The following is a 15,473-nucleotide window of genomic DNA, read 5'->3' as shown; positions in this document are numbered from 1 at the left end:
CACAATCCTTCTCATGAAGGAATTCCCCGCAGGCAGGGCGACGCGCCCGGGAGGCCGTGCCCCGCACGTCCGGGGAGAGGTTCCGCCGAAACACGGGCGGCGCGCACTGGATTCGGGGCAGGCTGGTCCCGTGGGGCGCAGGCGGCGGAGACGGTCTCCGTCCGGCCGAGGAGGGTCATGAGCAGGTTCCTTGCGCTGGTCGAGGTGGACGAACGGGCACTCGACGGGCTCGAACCCGATCCGGGCTTCGAGGAGCGGATGGCGAAGGTGATGGGCGAGATGAGCGGCGCGGGGGTGCTGACCGACACCGCGGGGCTCACCGGCACCGAACGGGGCGTACGCCTGCGCTGGTCCGGCGGGGCCGTCCAGGCGGCCGAAGGGCCCTTCACCGAGACCGCGGAGGTCGTCGGCGGCTACCTGATGCTCGACGCGAAGGACCGCGCCGAGGCCGTCGCCTGGATCGAGCGGTTCCTCGCCGCCCACCCCAGGGACTGGTCGTTCAGCGTCCAGATCCGCGAGATCGAGGACTTCCCCGAACCCTGACGGCCCGGCCGGCGCGAGGTCGGCCCCACCCCGGATCCGTGGGCACCCGACCCCGCGATCCGCCCGCCTCCGCGCGATCGCCCGGACCTCGACGGAACGACTCACCAAGAGAAACGCCGAGCCGGGGCGGGGGCCAGAGGGCTGATCGGGCCTTCCCCGGCTCGCCGGGGGGAACGGGGCCGAAGGGCGGGTCAGAGGGCCGGGAGGGTGGGGTAGGCGGAGAGGTCGGCTTCCAGGGCGGCGGCCGTTGCGCGCAGGGCTGGGAGGAGGCGGGCCGCGGTGTCCGGGGCGGACTCGGGGCCCGCGTGGGTGGCGACGTTGAGGGCGGCGATGACGGTGCCGCGGTGGTCGCGGAGGGGGACGGCGACGGAGCGCAGGCCCGCGTCGAATTCCTGGTCGACCAGGGCGTGGCCGTCGGTTGCCGCCGCCTCGATCAGGGCGTGCAGTTCGGCGGGGTCGACGTGGGTGTGCGGGGTGAACGGGGCGGGGCTGGTGGCCGGGAGGAGCGCGGCCCGCTCCCGCTCGGGGAGTGCGGCGAGCAGGACGCGGCCCATGGAGGTGGCCCAGGCCGGGAAGCGGGTGCCGACGTTGATGGCCACTCGCATGATCTTGCTGGCCGGAACACGGGCGACATAACGGATATCGGGCCCGTCGAGGACCGCGAGGGACGCCGAGTCGTGGACGCGGTCGACGAGCGCGCGCAGGTGGGGCAGCACCACGTCCTCGAAGGTCAGGGTGCTCAGTTCGGCGTACCCGAGGTCCAGGACCTTGGGCAGCAGGACATAGCGGCGGCCCTCCAGCCGGGCGTAGCCGAGCGCCTCCAGGGCCATCAGGGAGCGGCGCGCAGTGGCGCGCGGCAGCCCCGTGGCCTCCGCGGACTCGGCGATGGTGACGCCGCCCGGCCGGGTGCCCAGGGACGCGAGCACGGCGAGCCCGCGGTCGAGCGACTGGAGGAACCCCGGGCCGAGTTCCCGCTTGGGATCGCGGCTGCGGTCGGTGCCCGGCACCCGGTCGGCCTCCGGCCGTGGCCGCCGCAGCGCCTCCTCCATCGCGCTCACCCGCGCGCCCGCCGCCCCCGCGACGCGCTCGTGCAGCGACGCCACATCATGCCTGCTGGTGTGGCTGACGACGCTGAGCGCGCACGCCACCGCCCCGGACGGCCCCCGCACGGGCACCGCCACCGCGATCAGTCCTGGTTCGATGAGCTGGTCGTCGGCGGCCCATCCGGCGCGGGAGGCAGCGGCGACCCGGCGCCGGAACCCCTCGGCGCCGCCTTCCGGGACGGGGGCGGGCACCGAGTAGCGCGTGTGCTCCGGCTCCCCCGCCCCGCCGATCCGGCGTTCGAAGGCGGCCCAGCGGGCGGCGTTCCAGTCGGCGGCGAAGATCGGCCCGGGGGCGCACAGCTCGGCGGGCAGCAGGTCGCCGACGCGGAAGGCCACCGACATGGCCCGCCGCCGTGGCGACTGGACGACGAAGCGGGCCCCGTCCCCATCCGGCACGGCGACCGAGACCGACTCGTCGAGCTCGTCGGCGAGGGCCGTGGCCAGCGGACCGAGGGACTCGGCGAACCCGGCCCCCTCCAGATAGGCGTTCCCCAGTTCCATCAGCCGTGGCGCGACGACGACCTCGCGCCCCTGCCAGCGCGCGTAGCCGATCTGGACGAGCGTGCCCACGACCCGGTCGACGGTGGAGCGGACCAGCCCGGTGGACTTGACGAGATCGGCCGGCCGCTGTGGATCGCGGGCCCGGCCGAGGAGGTTGATCACCTCGAGACCGCGCTCCAGCGGCCCCGTCGCGCCCGATTCCGCGCCAGGCGGCGGTGTCTCCGACGCCTGGTCGAGCGACGCCTCGTACCCCATCTGAGCACCCCTCCCCGTGTCGCCGATCACAGTATCGACCGCCGCGCCCTTGACATCACCCGAGCGGTCGGCGGACACTGACCGCACACTATTATGAACTAAAGTTCACTGGGCGAACAACCCCCGAGCGGAAACCGGCCGGATCGGAGTCGCCGAGACCGGGTGGACGCGGAGATCGAGGTCTGCTGATGGACAAGGTGGTGGCGAGCGCGGCCGAGGCCGTGCGCGACGTCGGGGAGGGCTCCTCCCTGGCCGTCGGCGGCTTCGGGCTGAGCGGCGTGCCGAACGTGCTGATCGAGGCCCTGCACCGGGCGGGCCCGGGAGGGCTGCGGGTCGTGTCGAACAACTGCGGCGTCGACGGCGGGGGCCTGGGCATCCTGCTGGAGGCGGGGCTGATCGAACGCGTCACCGGCTCCTACATCGGCGAGAACAAGGCGTTCGCGCGCAAGTACCTGGGCGGCGAGGTCGAGGTCGAGCTGATCCCGCAGGGCACCCTGGCCGAGCGGCTGCGCGCCGGCGGCTGCGGCATCCCCGCCTTCTACACCCCGGCCGGGGTCGGCACCGCGGTCGCCGAGGGCGGCCTGCCCTGGAAGTACGCGGTCGACGGCTCCGTCGCGGTCTCCTCCCCGGTCAAGGAGGTCCGGGAGTTCGGCGGCAAGGACTACGTCCTCGAAGAGGGCATCACCACGGATTTCGCCCTCGTGCACGCGGTGAAGGGCGACCGCCACGGCAACCTGGTCTTCGCCAAGTCGAGCCGCAACTTCAACCCGCTCGCGGCGATGGCCGGGAAGATCACCATCGCCGAGGTCGAAGAGCTGGTCGAACCGGGAGAGCTGGACCCCGAAGAAGTGCACCTGCCGGGCGTGTTCGTCCAGCGGGTCGTGGCGCTCACCCCCGAGCAGGCCGCGAACAAGGGCATCGAGAAGAGGACGGTGCGCGCGTAATGGCCTGGTCCAAGAACGAGATGGCGGCCCGTGCCGCGCGGGAGCTCACCGACGGCTCCTATGTGAACCTCGGCATCGGCCTGCCGACGCTGGTCCCGGGCTTCGTGCCCGCGGGCGTCGACGTCGTGCTGCATTCGGAGAACGGCCTGCTCGGCGTGGGTCCTTACCCGTTCGAGGCCGAGGTCGACCCGGATCTGATCAACGCGGGCAAGGAGACCGTCACGGTCTTGCCGGGCGCGAGCTTCTTCGACTCCTCCCTGTCGTTCGGCATGATCCGCGGCGGCCACATCGACACCGCGATCCTCGGCGCCATGCAGGTGTCGGCCCGCGGCGACCTCGCGAACTGGATGATCCCGGGCGCGATGGTCAAGGGCATGGGCGGGGCGATGGACCTCGTGCACGGCGCGGGCCGCGTCATCGTCATGACCACCCACAACGCCAAGAACGGGTCCGCGAAGCTCGTCGAGGAGTGCGATCTGCCGCTCACCGGGAAGGCCTGTGTACACCGGGTGATCACCGACATCGCGGTGCTGGACGTCACGCCCGACGGCTTCGCCCTGGTCGAGACGGCCCCGGGCGTCACCGTCGCCGAGGTGGTCGAGCGGACGGGCGCGAAGGTCCACGTTCCTGAAGGGGTGCTGTGATGGGCGACGTCTACATCGTCGACGCGGTCCGTACGCCGATCGGCAAGTACGCGGGCGCCCTGTCGGGGATCCGCCCGGACGATCTGGCGGCCGGGGTGCTGCGCGCGCTGGTCGAGCGCAGTCCGAACCTCGATCCGGCCAGGATCGACGACGTCGTCTATGGCAACGCCAACGGCGCGGGCGAGGACAACCGGGACGTCGCCCGGATGGCCGTGCTGCTCGCGGGCCTGCCCGTCAGCGTGCCGGGCGCGACGGTGAACCGGCTGTGCGGCTCCGGCATGGAGGCCGTCATCCAGGCCTACCGGGCGATCGCGCTCGGGGACGCCTCGATCATGGTCGCGGGCGGCGTGGAGTCGATGAGCCGCGCCCCCTGGGTGCTGCCGAAGCCGGAGCGGGCCTTCCCCGCGGGCGACCAGCAGCTGGTGTCCACCACCCTGGGCTGGCGGCTGGTCAACCCGGCGATGCCCCGGGAGTGGACCGTGGCGCTGGGCGAGGGCGCCGAGCTGGTGGCCGACAAGTACGCGATCGGCCGCGAGGCGCAGGACGCCTTCGCGCTGGAGAGCCACGCCAAGGCCGACGCCGCCTGGCGCGCCGGGTTGTACGACGCCGAGGTCGTCCCGGTCGCGGGCGCCGACCTCGCGCGCGATGAGGCCATCCGGCCGGGCGGCACCCTGGCGTCCATGGCGAAGCTCAAGCCGGTCTTCCGCGCCGAGGGCACCGTCACCGCGGGCAACGCCTCCCCGCTCAACGACGGCGCCGCGGCGCTGCTGCTGGCCGACGAGGCGGGCCTCGCCGAGCTCGGCCGCGAGCCGCTCGCCCGGATCCGGGCGAGCGCCGTCACCGCCCTGGAGCCGCAGTACTTCGGGCTCGGCCCGGTCGAGGCGGTCGCCAAGGCGCTCGGCCGCGCCGAGGTCGGCTTCGCCTCCCTGGACGTCGTCGAGCTGAACGAGGCGTTCGCCGCCCAGGCCCTGGGCTGCCTCGCCGCGCTGCCCGACCTCGACCCATCGATCGTGAACCCGCGCGGCGGCGCGATCGCGCTCGGGCATCCGCTCGGCGCGTCCGGCGCCCGCATCACCGGGGCGGTGGCGCACCAGCTCGCCGCCCGCGGGAGCGGCGTCGGCGTCGCCTCCCTGTGCATCGGCGTCGGGCAGGGCCTGGCGCTGGTGCTCGACCGCTAGAAACCCATCATCTTCTTGGAAAGGAGGCCGGACGTGACTCCTCCGCAACCGCCCACTCAGGCGGAGATCAGCGCCGAGATCGCGGCGCTCAGCGGCTCCCGTCCCGGGCTCGCGCACCCCGACCGCGGCTACGCGCCGTACCGCAGCAGCGTCCTGCGCCATCCGGGCAAGCCCCTCGTGGTCGTCAAGGACCCCGAGGCGGTCGAACTGACGGGCCCGGCGTTCGGCGTCAGCGACGTCACCGACCTCGACAGCGACCTCACCCGCCAGCACACCGGCGAGCCGCAGGGCGAGCGGATGACGGTCACCGGCCGCGTCCTCGATCGCGACGGCCGTCCGGTGCGCGGCCAGCTCGTGGAGGTCTGGCAGGCCAACGCCGCCGGGCGTTACGCCCACCAGCGCGACGACCACCCCGCCCCGCTGGACCCGCACTTCACCGGCGCCGGCCGCTGCCTGACCGACGACGAGGGCCGCTACGCCTTCACCACGATCAAGCCGGGCCCGTACCCGTGGCGCAACCACACCAACGCCTGGCGGCCCGCGCACATCCACTTCTCGCTGTTCGGGCGGGCCTTCACCCAGCGGCTGATCACCCAGATGTACTTCCCGGGCGACCCGCTGTTCCCCTACGACCCGATCCTCCAGTCGGTGACCGACGAGGCGGCGCGGAACCGCCTCATCGCCACCTACGACCACGACCTGTCGGTGCCCGAGTGGTCGCTCGGCTACCGCTGGGACATCGTGCTGGACGGACCGGCCGCCACCTGGATCGAGGAGGGACGCTGATGGGCACCCCGGCATCCCCGGCTCCGCTGGAGCCGACGCCGTCGCAGACCGTCGGCCCGTTCTACGGGTACGCGCTGCCCTTCACCGGCGGCGAGGAGCTCGCGCCGGTCGGGCACCCCGGCACGATCACCGTCCACGGGTACGTCTACGACGGCGCGGGCGCGCCCGTCCCCGACGCGCTAGTGGAGATCTGGCAGGCCGACGAGGCGGGCTCGCTCAAGGGCGCGCCGGGTTCGCTGCGCCGCGATCCGGTGACCGGCGGGATCCTCGGCCGCAACGGGGTGGACTTCACCGGGTTCGCCCGGATCGCCACCGACGCGTCGGGCCGCTGGTTCGTCCGGACCCTCCCACCGGGGCCGCACCGCGACGGCGCGGTGCCGTACCTGTCGGTGTGCGTGTTCGCGCGCGGACTGCTGCACCACCTGTTCACCCGGATCCACCTGCCCGAGCACGCCGCGGCGCTCGCCGCCGACCCGGCGTTCGGGGAACTGTCCGAGGCCCGGCGGCAGACGCTCGTCGCGGTGGAGGAGCGGCCCGGGGTGTACCGGTTCGACATCCGCCTCCAGGGCGGCGCGGGCGAGGAGACGGTCTTCCTTGACTTCGCCTGATCCGGCGGACTCCGGCCTGCTGTCACCGGTCGTCGCCGGTGCCGCCGTCGAGGCGGCCACCGGCGACGCCGCGGTGCTGCGCGCCCTGCTGGCCGCCGAGGCGGCGCTGACCCGGGCGCAGGCCGCGCTCGGGCTCGCGCCGCGCGCGGCGGCCGAAGCGCTGGACGCGGTGGATCCGGCCGCCTTCGACGCCCGGGACCTCGCGCTGCGCGCCCGCGCCGGCGGCAACCCGGTGATCCCCTTCGTCAAGGATCTGAAGAAGGCGGTCGGGCCCGAGGCCGCCCCCTATGTCCACCGCGGCGCAACGAGCCAGGACATCCTGGACACCGCCCTGATGCTGGTCGCCCGCCGGGCCCTCGCCCCGATCCTCGCCGATCTCGCGGCGACCGCCGAAACCCTGCGCGGCCTGGCGGCCGCCCACCGGGACACCCCGATGCCGGGCCGCACCCTGACCCAGCACGCCGTCCCCACCACCTTCGGCCTCAAGGCCGCGGGCTGGCGCCACCTGATCCTCGACGCCCACGCCCGTCTCCTCGCCGCCGACCGTGCCCTCCCCGCCCAACTGGGCGGCGCCGCAGGCACCCTGGCCGCCTTCACCACCTTCGCCCCCACCCCGCCCGAGCCGGCCCCCGGCCGGCCCGGCCCGAACTCAGCCGGATCGAGCGACCCCGACCTGAACGGACCGGGACAAGGTGCCGCCGACCCGGACGCCTCTCATTCCGACGAGCCCGGACGGGACTCCTCCGGCCCGCACGAGGCCGGACCGGACCAGCAGAAACCGGACGGGCCCGGCAGGAACGAAGCCGGGCTCGACACGTCCCTTTCGGGCGGGGCCGAACTGAGAGGATCCGACCTGGGCGGACCTCGCTCGCACGTGGCCGGGCTCGGCGTGTCCGGATCGGGCGCTTCAAGCCTGAACGAGGGCGGGCGAAAGGTGTCGGGGCTTGTCGCGGCTTATGCCGGTGAGGTGGGGCTTGCGGTGCCGTTGCTGCCCTGGCATACGTTGCGGACGCCGGTGGCCGATCTGGGGGCCGCGCTGGCGTTCGCCGGGGGTGCCCTGGGCAAGGTCGCGGCGGACGTGCTGGTGCTCGCCCGGACGGAGATCGCCGAGGTCGCGGAGGGGAGCGGCGGTGGGTCGTCGGCGATGCCGCACAAGAGCAATCCGGTGCGGGCCACGCTGATCGCGGCGGCGGCGCGGCAGCTGCCGGCGCTGGCGTCGGTGCTGCTGGGGGCGCTGGTCGCGGAGGACGAGCGGCCCGCGGGGGCCTGGCACGCCGAGTGGCAGCCGCTGCGCGAGGCGCTGCGGCTGGCGGGCGGCGCGGCCGAAGCGGCCGGGGCGCTGGTCGGCGGGCTCGTCGTGCGCCCTGGGAAGATGCGCGCCGACCTCGGCCTCACCCACGGGCTGATCGTCTCCGAGCGGGCCGCCGCCGAGCTCGCCGCCTCCCTCAGCCGCGAGAAGGCGCGCTCTCTCCTTGAGGAGGCGTCCGCGACCGCCGCCACGACCGGCGTGCCGCTGGCCGAGGCCGTCGCGGCGCTGCTGCCGCCCGGCACCGCGGCCCCGTTCGACCCCGACCCGACCACCTATCTCGGTGCCGCGCCCGCGCTGGTGGACGCCGCCCTGACCCGCGAGGCCGCCTCATGACGCTCCACTACCGCCTCGACGGCCCGGAAGACGGCATCCCGCTCGTCCTCGGGCCCTCGCTCGGCTGCTCCCTGCACGTGTGGGACGCCGTGCTCGGCGAACTCACGCGCGCCCACCGGGTGCTCCGGTTCGACCTGCCAGGGCACGGGGAATCCCCGGCCGTCCCCGGCGCGACGACCATGGAAAGGCTCGCGGGCCTCGTCCTGGACGCCGCCGATCGGGCGGGCTTCGGGCGCTTCCACTACGCGGGCGTCTCCATCGGCGGCGCGATCGGCGCGACCCTCGCGCTCGCCCGTCCCGAGCGGATCGCCTCCCTGGCGATGGTCTGCTCCTCGGCCCGGTTCGGCGAGCCCGCCGCCTGGAAGGAGCGGGCCGGAACCGTCCGGGAGTACGGCACCGCCGTCATGGCGGAGGGCACCGCGCCCAAGTGGTTCGCGGGCGAGCCGGGCCCGCTCGGCGTCCGGCTGCTGGCCGACCTCGCCGCCGCCGACGACGAGGGCTACGCCGCCTGCTGCGAGGCGCTCGGCGCCTACGACGTCCGCGCCGACCTCGCCCGCGTCGCCGGACCGGTCCTGATCCTCGGCGGCAAGGCCGACCCGGCCACCCCGTCCGCGCACGCCCGCGAACTCGCCGACGGCATCGCCGCCGCCGTGCTCGTCGAGCTCCCGGCCGCCGCCCACCTGGCCCCGGTCGACCGGCCCGCGGCCACCACCGCCGCCCTCCTCACCCACCTCACCGCCGCCGAATCCGCCGCACGCGGCACGGCGGAAGGCGCCTCCGCCGACGACCCGGGCACCGCGCGCCGGCCCGCCGCCGCACCCGGTGCCGCCGAAGGCGGGTGGGTGGACGAGCGGGGGGCCGAGGAGCGGTTCGAGGCCGGGATGAGGGTTCGGCGGGCCGTGCTCGGTGACGCGCACGTGGACCGGGCGAACTCCCGCAAGACCGCCTTCACCGGTGATTTCCAGGACTTCATCACCCGCTACGCGTGGGGCGGGATCTGGACCCGGCCGGGGCTGGACCGGCGCACGCGCAGCGCCATCACCATGACCGCGCTGATCGCGCGCGGCCACCACGACGAGCTGGCCATGCACGTGCGGGCCTCGCTCACCAACGGACTGAGCCGGGACGAGATCAAGGAGGTCCTGCTCCAGTCCGCCATCTACTGCGGTGTGCCCGCCGCCAATTCTGCTTTCGCCGTCGCCCAGCGGGTGCTGGACGAGATCGAGGAAACATCATGACCCACCCCATTCCCGCCCGTACCCAGGTCGCGATCATCGGCGCCGGCCCCGCCGGGCTCCTGCTCGGCCATCTCCTGCACCGCAAGGGCGTCGACACCGTCGTCCTGGAGAACCGGGACCGCCCCTACGTGGAGAAGCGGCAGCGCGCCGGGATCCTGGAGCAGGGCACCATGGACGTGCTGCGCGCCACCGGCGCGGCGGCCGGGATGGACGCCCGCGGCCTCCAGCACGACGGCATCGAGCTGCGCTTCGCCGGGGAGGCGCACCGGATCGACTTCCCCGCGCTGACCGGCCGCTCGGTGATGGTCTACGCGCAGACCGAGGTCGTCAAGGACCTCATCGCGCTCCGCCTGGAGGCGGGCGCGCCGCTGGCGTTCGAGGCCGAGGCACTCGACATCTCCGGCATCGAGGGCGAAGCTCCGCAGATCCGCTACCGGCACGAGGGGGCCGAGCACACCCTCACCGCCGAGTACGTGGTGGCCTGCGACGGGTTCCACGGCATCGGCCGCCGGATCATGCCCGAGGCCGGCAAGCGCACCTTCGAGCGCGTCTACCCGTTCTCCTGGCTCGGCATCCTCGCCGACGTGGCCCCGTCCTGCGACGAGCTGATCTACGCGCACAGCCCCGAGGGGTTCGCGCTGCACAGCATGCGCTCGCCCGAGGTGAGCCGGCTGTACCTCCAGGTCCCGCCGGACACCGACCTCGCACAGTGGTCGGACGACCGGATCTGGGAGGGCCTCGCCCGCCGCTTCGCGATCGACGGCGACTGGAAGCTCGCGACCGGACCGATCACCGAGAAGGGCATCACGCCCATGCGCAGCTTCGTCACCGAGCCGATGCGGCACGGGCGGCTGTTCCTCGCGGGGGACGCCGCGCACATCGTGCCGCCGACCGGCGCCAAGGGCCTGAACCTGGCCGCCGCCGACGTCACCCTGCTGGCCGCCGCGCTGGTCCGCCGGTACGCCTCGGGCGACGAGTCCGGCCTGGACGCCTACTCCGAGCAGGCGCTCCGCCGGATCTGGCGAGCCGAGCACTTCTCTTACACGATGACGTCGATGCTGCACACCTCCCCCGACGACGACGCCTTCGGCCACCGGCTCCAGCTCTCCCAGCTCGACTACATCGCCTCGTCGAAGGCCGCGGCGACATCTCTCGCCGAGAACTACACGGGCCTGCCCATGCCGGGCCTGGACGAGCTGGCCTGACCGTTCCACGCACCCTGATCCGCATCGAGGAGAAACCCATGACCACCCCGGCCAACGCCGCTCCCGTCTGGGAGGGCAAGATCTTCGACGGCACGTGGACAAAGGCGTCCGGCGGTGTCATCGAGGTCACCGCGCCCGCCGACGGATCCCTGGTCGCGACGGTCGGCAACGCCACCGTCGCCGACCTCGACCGCGCCGTCGCCGCCGCCGGGAAGGCGCAGCGCGAGTGGGGCGCCCTCACCTACGACAAGCGCGCGTCCGTGCTGCGCAAGGCGTCCGCGCTGCTGGAGGCCGACCCGTCGCGGATCGCGCGCTGGCTGGTGCCGGAATCCGGCTCCGGCCAGGGCAAGGCCGCCTTCGAGGTCGGGCTGCTCGTCTCCGAGCTCGCCGAGTCCGCCGCCCTCGCCTCTGAGCCGTACGGCGAGATCCTGCGCAGCTTCAAGCCGCGCCTGTCGGTCGCGCGGCGGGTGCCGGTCGGCGTCGTCGGCGTGATCTCACCGTTCAACTTCCCGGCGATCCTCGCGCTGCGCTCGGTCGCCCCGGCCCTCGCCGTCGGCAACGCGGTCGTGCTCAAGCCCGACCCCCGCACCCCGATCGCGGGCGGCCTGGCGCTGGCCGAGCTGCTCGCCGACGCGGGCCTGCCCGAGGGCGTCCTGCACGTCCTGCCGGGCGGCGCGGACGTCGGCGCGGCGCTCGTCGCGCACCCGGGCGTCCCGTGCATCTCCTTCACCGGCTCGACCCCGGCCGGGCGCGCCATCGCCACCGCCGCCGCGCCGCTGCTCAAGAAGGTCCACCTGGAGCTGGGCGGCAACAACGCCCTGCTCGTGCTGCCCGACGCCGACGTGGAGGCCGCGGCCTCGGCCGGCGCCTGGGGCTCGTTCCTGCACCAGGGCCAGATCTGCATGACCACCGGACGGCACCTCGTGCATTCCTCGCTCGCCGCGAAGTACACCGAGCTGCTGGCCGAGAAGGCGAAGCACCTCCCCGTCGGCGACCCGACGGACCCGGCGAACGCGCTGGGCCCGATCATCGACGCCGGGCAGCGCGACAAGATCCACGAGGTCGTCACGTCGTCCGTCGCGCAGGGCGCGACCCTCGCCGCGGGCGGCACCTACGAGGGCCTGTTCTATCGGCCGACCGTGCTCACCGACGTGCCGCGCGACTCCCGCGCGTTCACCGAGGAGATCTTCGGCCCGGTCGCCCCCGTGACGGTCTACGAGACCGTCGAGGAGGCGCTGGAGATCATCAACGCCTCCGAGTTCGGGCTGTCGGTGTCCATCCTCACCGGCAATCCGTACGCCGCCTACGAGCTGGCCGACCGGATCGAGTCCGGCGCGGTGCACATCAACGACCAGACCGTGGACGACGAGGCGGTCGCCCCGTTCGGTGGCAACAAGGCGTCCGGCACCGGCGGCAGGTTCGGCGGGCGCGCCACCCTGGACACCTTCACCGAGGTCCAGTGGGTGACCGTGCAGTCGCAGATCGAGCGCTACCCGTTCTGACCGAATCGGTGAGATAGGCCCCTGGACCGCCGATCCGGGGGCCTTTCTACCCGCTCCTCCCAAGACGACACTCGGGGTGGCGGAGACTTGACCCTCGACCCCGTGACCTTGATCGGCGGGCGGGTACCGGTACCCCCGTCAGACCACGACGGGGAGGTCGGAAGAGTGCACAGACGTCGAGTAGCCGGTGTGGCGCTAGCCGCCGCGCTGGCCGGTTCCACCGTCGCCGCTCCAGGAGCGGCGGCGGCCCAGGTGGGTGAGGGCGGGCCCGCGGCCGACTGCGCGGCGGGCCAGGTCAAGGATCTGGCGCAGTGCCTGGTCAAGTCGCGGCCGCCCGCGACGGGCGGCTCCAGTTCCTCGTCGACGGGTTCCGGTTCGTCCACCAGGGTGGCCGGCGAGGCCGCGGGGGCGGCCGTCGAGGACGAGGCGGTGATCGTCGGCCAGACCGTGCGCGCCGACGACGGCGTGCAGGTCACGTTCGAGCGGAACGGCGCCGCCGCGCCGGCGACCGCGCGCGAGAAGGAGGGCGTCGCGCTGTTCCTGGCGCCGCGCACCGCACCGGGCGACGGCGCGCCGGCCGCCACGCCCGGTACCACGGCGGACGATCCCGCCCCTGCCGCGGTCCAGGCCGCACCGCAGGACACGCTCAGCGCGCTGGGCGACTGGCAGGCGCAAGGGTCGGGCTGCTCCCGGCAGTCGCCCGCCGGGACCGTCGTGCTGATGCCGCGTCCGGCCGCCGCCGCCGATCCGGGCGACGGCTCGACCGGGTACTGCTGGCTCGACGCGATCACGGGCGGCAAGACGACGGCCCAGGCGAACGGGCAGGTCTCCGCCCCGCTCGTCTACCTTCCGGCCGACGCCGCGGCCCAGACCGTCCGGGTCACGGTGAGCTCGGACCCGGTGCCGGTGCTGTCGGTCGACATCGACCGGCGTGACGGCGCGGGCTTCCAGAACGCCCTGGCCACGCAGCTTCCGGCGGCCATGCCGAGTTACTACAACGTCGGTTTCGCGGGCTGCGGCTGCCTGCTCACCGAGGCCCCGACCATCCGCAACGTGGTCGTGGCCACCGGGCAGACCGCCACCGAGGCGCCGGTCCTCGCCCCGACCACGCCCACCGCGCCGACCGCGCCGACGGCTCCGGCCACCACGCCCGTGCTGGAGGAGGACCGCGAGGTCCAGGAGCGCGCCGACGCGTCGCTCGGCCTGGTCAAGCGGGCCAAGCCGCCGACGGACGACCTGGAGGCGGGCGACGAGGTCTCCTACGACTTCACGGTCACCAACACCGGCGGCACGGTGCTCACCGGCGTGGCGGTCGAGGACTCGCTGATCCCGGCGGTCTCCTGCCCCGCGGGAGACCTCGCCCTCAACGCGATCACCACCTGCACCGGCACCTACCGGGTGACCGAGGCCGACGTCGACGCGGGCCGGATCGTCAACACCGCGAAGGCGACCGCGACCCGCACCGATGACCAGGCCGAGGTGGAGTCCGGCCCGTCGACCGCGGTCGTCAAGATCAGGAAGCGCCCGTCGTGCCATGACGACGGCGAGTGCCGGCCCCGGCACAAGGAGCCCTGCCGCGACCTGCCCTGGTACGCCGGCGGGTCCTGCGACCTGGCCTTCCCCTGGCACGGCGAGCACTGGCACAACGGCAAGCCCTGCTTCAAGGACCACCACCACAAGACCCGCCACCACCACAAGCACTACGGCCATCACCAGCATCACGGCCATCACGGCCACAAGCCGCGGCGGCACGCGGTGAAGCACAGGAAGGCGCCCAAGAAGCCCAAGATCCGCGAGAAGGCTCCGCTGCTGTGATTCCCGGGCCTGCGGCCCGTTTCACGCCCTAGCCGTGGGGGCCCGCGCGAGGTGCGCGGGCCCCCACGGCCGTCGGCGGAGAACGTTCCGGGAACGGCCGGTGACGGTCGTCCGGGGGGTCTTGCGAAAGAGTTTCACGTCCCCTCACATAAGAGACATGAGTCACATTCTGCGCCGCGGGATGCTCGCGGTCCTCCTGCTGCTCTCCTCCTGCCTCACCGCCCTCGCGGTACCCGGTGCCGCCTCCGCGCAGGGCGGCACCTTCGACGCCCTCACCTACAACGTCGCCGGGCTCCCGGAGATCCTCTCCAGTGCCGCCACCGACCGGACCACCTCGCACACCGCGATCGGGCAGCGGCTCGGCCCGTACGAGATCGTCAACGTCCAGGAGGACTTCAACTACCACGCGGCCCTCTACGCGGCCGACACGCACCCGTACCGGACGGCGACGACGGGCGGCGCCGGGATCGGCAGCGGGCTCAACACCGTGTCGTCCTACGCCTTCGACGAGCTGTCCCGCACCAAGTGGGCGGACTGCGCGCTCGGCTCCGGCGACTGCCTGACCCCCAAGGGGTTCACCTTCCTGCGGGTCCGCCTCGCCGAGGGCGTGTTCGTCGACGTGTACAACCTGCACACCGACGCGGGCTCGGAGAGCGCCGACATCACCGCGCGCGCCAAGAACCTGGCCCAGGTCACCTCGTACATCCAGACTCACTCGGCGGGCAAGGCCGTCATCGTCATGGGCGACACCAACACCCGCTACACCCGCACCGGGGACACCATCGCGGCCTTCGCCGCCACGAACGGGCTCACCGACGCGTGGGTGCAGCTGGAGCGCGGCGGGGTCCCGCCCGTCGCGGGCGCCGCCGCCCTGCTCTGCGACGACGCGGCGCCGGCGGACTCCTGCGAGACCGTCGACAAGATCCTCTACCGGGGCGACGGCGCCGTGTCGCTGACCGCCACCGACTACCGCAACGACAGCGCGCTGTTCCGCGAGGCCGGCACCGGGCTCATGCTCTCCGACCACCACCCGATCGCGACGACCTTCTCCTGGACGACCAACCCCGCCGTCCAGCAGAGCGACCTCTACGGCGGCACCGGGGGCACCCCCTTCACCGACGTGCCCAGCCTCACCGCCGGGGCGTCGCCCACGACCTTCACCCTTCGCGGCGGCTCCCGGCTCGACCAGGCTGCCGTGACCCTCTCCGGGGGTATCACGCTGGCCCACGGCGGCACCGGAGGCACCGCGCAGTCCTTGACGCTCGGGGCGGGTGAGCACGTCGCGTCCGCGAAGATCTGCCAGGGCACCTACAGCGGCGGCGTCCGGGTGTTCTCGGTGACCCTCACCACCTCGCTCGGCCGGACCCTGACCGGGGGCACGGCGACGTCCGACTGCGTCACCCGGACCGCCCCCTCGGGCTGGCGCGTCGCGGGCTTCCACGGCCGCGCCGGCTCGGCCGTCGACAGGCTCGGCGTCGTCTACACGCCGCGCTGATCGCGTCCGGCCCC

Annotated in this window: 13 protein-coding genes; 12 read left to right on the top strand and 1 reads right to left on the bottom strand. The window is 73.8% G+C overall.

Features of this window, described 5'->3' with window-relative positions; translation table 11 throughout:
* Positions 1-177: 177 nt before the first annotated feature.
* Positions 178-543 (top strand): YciI family protein, encoded by a 366-nt coding sequence (locus tag EDD29_RS08880; protein WP_123663930.1) that lies wholly within the window; start codon positions 178-180, stop codon positions 541-543.
* A 191-nt stretch (positions 544-734) separates the two neighbouring features.
* On the opposite strand, the gene EDD29_RS47985 is transcribed toward EDD29_RS08880, so the two are convergent.
* Positions 735-2,402, bottom strand: a complete 1,668-nt coding sequence (locus EDD29_RS47985) for an IclR family transcriptional regulator domain-containing protein (protein WP_123663929.1) — start codon at positions 2,400-2,402, stop codon at positions 735-737.
* 188 nt (positions 2,403-2,590) lie between these two features.
* Here EDD29_RS47985 and EDD29_RS08870 point away from each other — a divergent pair, with 188 nt between their 5' ends.
* The 11 genes from EDD29_RS08870 to EDD29_RS08820 all read left to right on the top strand — a co-directional run bounded on the left by EDD29_RS08870 (position 2,591) and on the right by EDD29_RS08820 (position 15,459).
* Positions 2,591-3,346, top strand: coding sequence for a CoA transferase subunit A (locus tag EDD29_RS08870; RefSeq protein ID WP_123663928.1), 756 nt, complete (start codon positions 2,591-2,593; stop codon positions 3,344-3,346).
* The gene (locus tag EDD29_RS08865) at positions 3,346-3,990 is read left to right on the top strand and encodes a CoA transferase subunit B (protein ID WP_123663927.1); all 645 of its coding nucleotides are present in this window, start codon (positions 3,346-3,348) and stop codon (positions 3,988-3,990) included. Before EDD29_RS08870 ends, EDD29_RS08865 begins: the two co-directional genes overlap by 1 nt.
* Positions 3,990-5,168, top strand: coding sequence for a thiolase family protein (locus EDD29_RS08860; RefSeq protein WP_123663926.1), 1,179 nt, complete (start codon positions 3,990-3,992; stop codon positions 5,166-5,168). Before EDD29_RS08865 ends, EDD29_RS08860 begins: the two co-directional genes overlap by 1 nt.
* A 33-nt stretch (positions 5,169-5,201) precedes the next feature.
* Positions 5,202-5,954 carry a protocatechuate 3,4-dioxygenase subunit beta gene (pcaH, locus tag EDD29_RS08855; RefSeq protein WP_123663925.1) on the top strand — a complete coding sequence of 251 codons (753 nt, stop codon included), beginning with the start codon at positions 5,202-5,204 and terminating at the stop codon, positions 5,952-5,954.
* Positions 5,954-6,562: a protocatechuate 3,4-dioxygenase subunit alpha gene (gene pcaG / locus EDD29_RS08850; protein WP_123663924.1), complete on the top strand. Its 609-nt coding sequence runs from the start codon at positions 5,954-5,956 to the stop codon at positions 6,560-6,562. Before pcaH ends, pcaG begins: the two co-directional genes overlap by 1 nt.
* Positions 6,549-8,204, top strand: a complete 1,656-nt coding sequence (locus EDD29_RS47615) for a lyase family protein (RefSeq protein WP_123663923.1) — start codon at positions 6,549-6,551, stop codon at positions 8,202-8,204. The genes pcaG and EDD29_RS47615 overlap by 14 nt, the downstream gene beginning before the upstream one ends.
* A complete protein-coding gene (gene pcaDC, locus EDD29_RS08840) occupies positions 8,201-9,442 on the top strand; it encodes a bifunctional 3-oxoadipate enol-lactonase/4-carboxymuconolactone decarboxylase PcaDC (RefSeq protein WP_123663922.1) in 1,242 nt (413 codons plus the stop codon). The genes EDD29_RS47615 and pcaDC overlap by 4 nt, the downstream gene beginning before the upstream one ends.
* On the top strand, positions 9,439-10,647 hold the full coding sequence (locus EDD29_RS08835; RefSeq protein ID WP_123663921.1) for a 4-hydroxybenzoate 3-monooxygenase: 1,209 nt from the start codon (positions 9,439-9,441) through the stop codon (positions 10,645-10,647). The genes pcaDC and EDD29_RS08835 overlap by 4 nt, the downstream gene beginning before the upstream one ends.
* 38 nt (positions 10,648-10,685) lie before the next feature.
* Positions 10,686-12,149 carry an aldehyde dehydrogenase family protein gene (locus EDD29_RS08830; protein ID WP_123663920.1) on the top strand — a complete coding sequence of 488 codons (1,464 nt, stop codon included), beginning with the start codon at positions 10,686-10,688 and terminating at the stop codon, positions 12,147-12,149.
* A 189-nt stretch (positions 12,150-12,338) separates the two neighbouring features.
* Complete coding sequence (locus EDD29_RS08825; RefSeq protein WP_148085908.1) at positions 12,339-13,964, top strand: DUF7507 domain-containing protein; 1,626 nt, start codon at positions 12,339-12,341, stop codon at positions 13,962-13,964.
* Between the two features lie 157 nt (positions 13,965-14,121).
* Entirely contained in the window at positions 14,122-15,459 is a 1,338-nt protein-coding gene (locus EDD29_RS08820; RefSeq protein ID WP_123663918.1) for a jacalin-like lectin, read from the top strand.
* Positions 15,460-15,473 lie beyond the last annotated feature (14 nt).

Source organism: Actinocorallia herbida (assembly GCF_003751225.1).
Taxonomy (GTDB): domain Bacteria; phylum Actinomycetota; class Actinomycetes; order Streptosporangiales; family Streptosporangiaceae; genus Actinocorallia; species Actinocorallia herbida.
This window is presented reverse-complemented; position numbering and strand designations above follow the sequence as displayed.

Bases quoted from the DNA above. Each gene is read 5' to 3' on its own strand.
- EDD29_RS08880 (WP_123663930.1), top strand. From the start codon at position 178: ATGAGCAGGTTCCTTGCGCTGGTCGAGGTGGACGAACGGGCACTCGAC.
- EDD29_RS47985 (WP_123663929.1), bottom strand. From the start codon at position 2,402: ATGGGGTACGAGGCGTCGCTCGACCAGGCGTCGGAGACACCGCCGCCT.
- EDD29_RS08870 (WP_123663928.1), top strand. From the start codon at position 2,591: ATGGACAAGGTGGTGGCGAGCGCGGCCGAGGCCGTGCGCGACGTCGGG.
- EDD29_RS08865 (WP_123663927.1), top strand. From the start codon at position 3,346: ATGGCCTGGTCCAAGAACGAGATGGCGGCCCGTGCCGCGCGGGAGCTC.
- EDD29_RS08860 (WP_123663926.1), top strand. From the start codon at position 3,990: ATGGGCGACGTCTACATCGTCGACGCGGTCCGTACGCCGATCGGCAAG.
- pcaG (WP_123663924.1), top strand. From the start codon at position 5,954: ATGGGCACCCCGGCATCCCCGGCTCCGCTGGAGCCGACGCCGTCGCAG.
- pcaDC (WP_123663922.1), top strand. From the start codon at position 8,201: ATGACGCTCCACTACCGCCTCGACGGCCCGGAAGACGGCATCCCGCTC.
- EDD29_RS08835 (WP_123663921.1), top strand. From the start codon at position 9,439: ATGACCCACCCCATTCCCGCCCGTACCCAGGTCGCGATCATCGGCGCC.
- EDD29_RS08830 (WP_123663920.1), top strand. From the start codon at position 10,686: ATGACCACCCCGGCCAACGCCGCTCCCGTCTGGGAGGGCAAGATCTTC.
- EDD29_RS08820 (WP_123663918.1), top strand. From the start codon at position 14,122: ATGAGTCACATTCTGCGCCGCGGGATGCTCGCGGTCCTCCTGCTGCTC.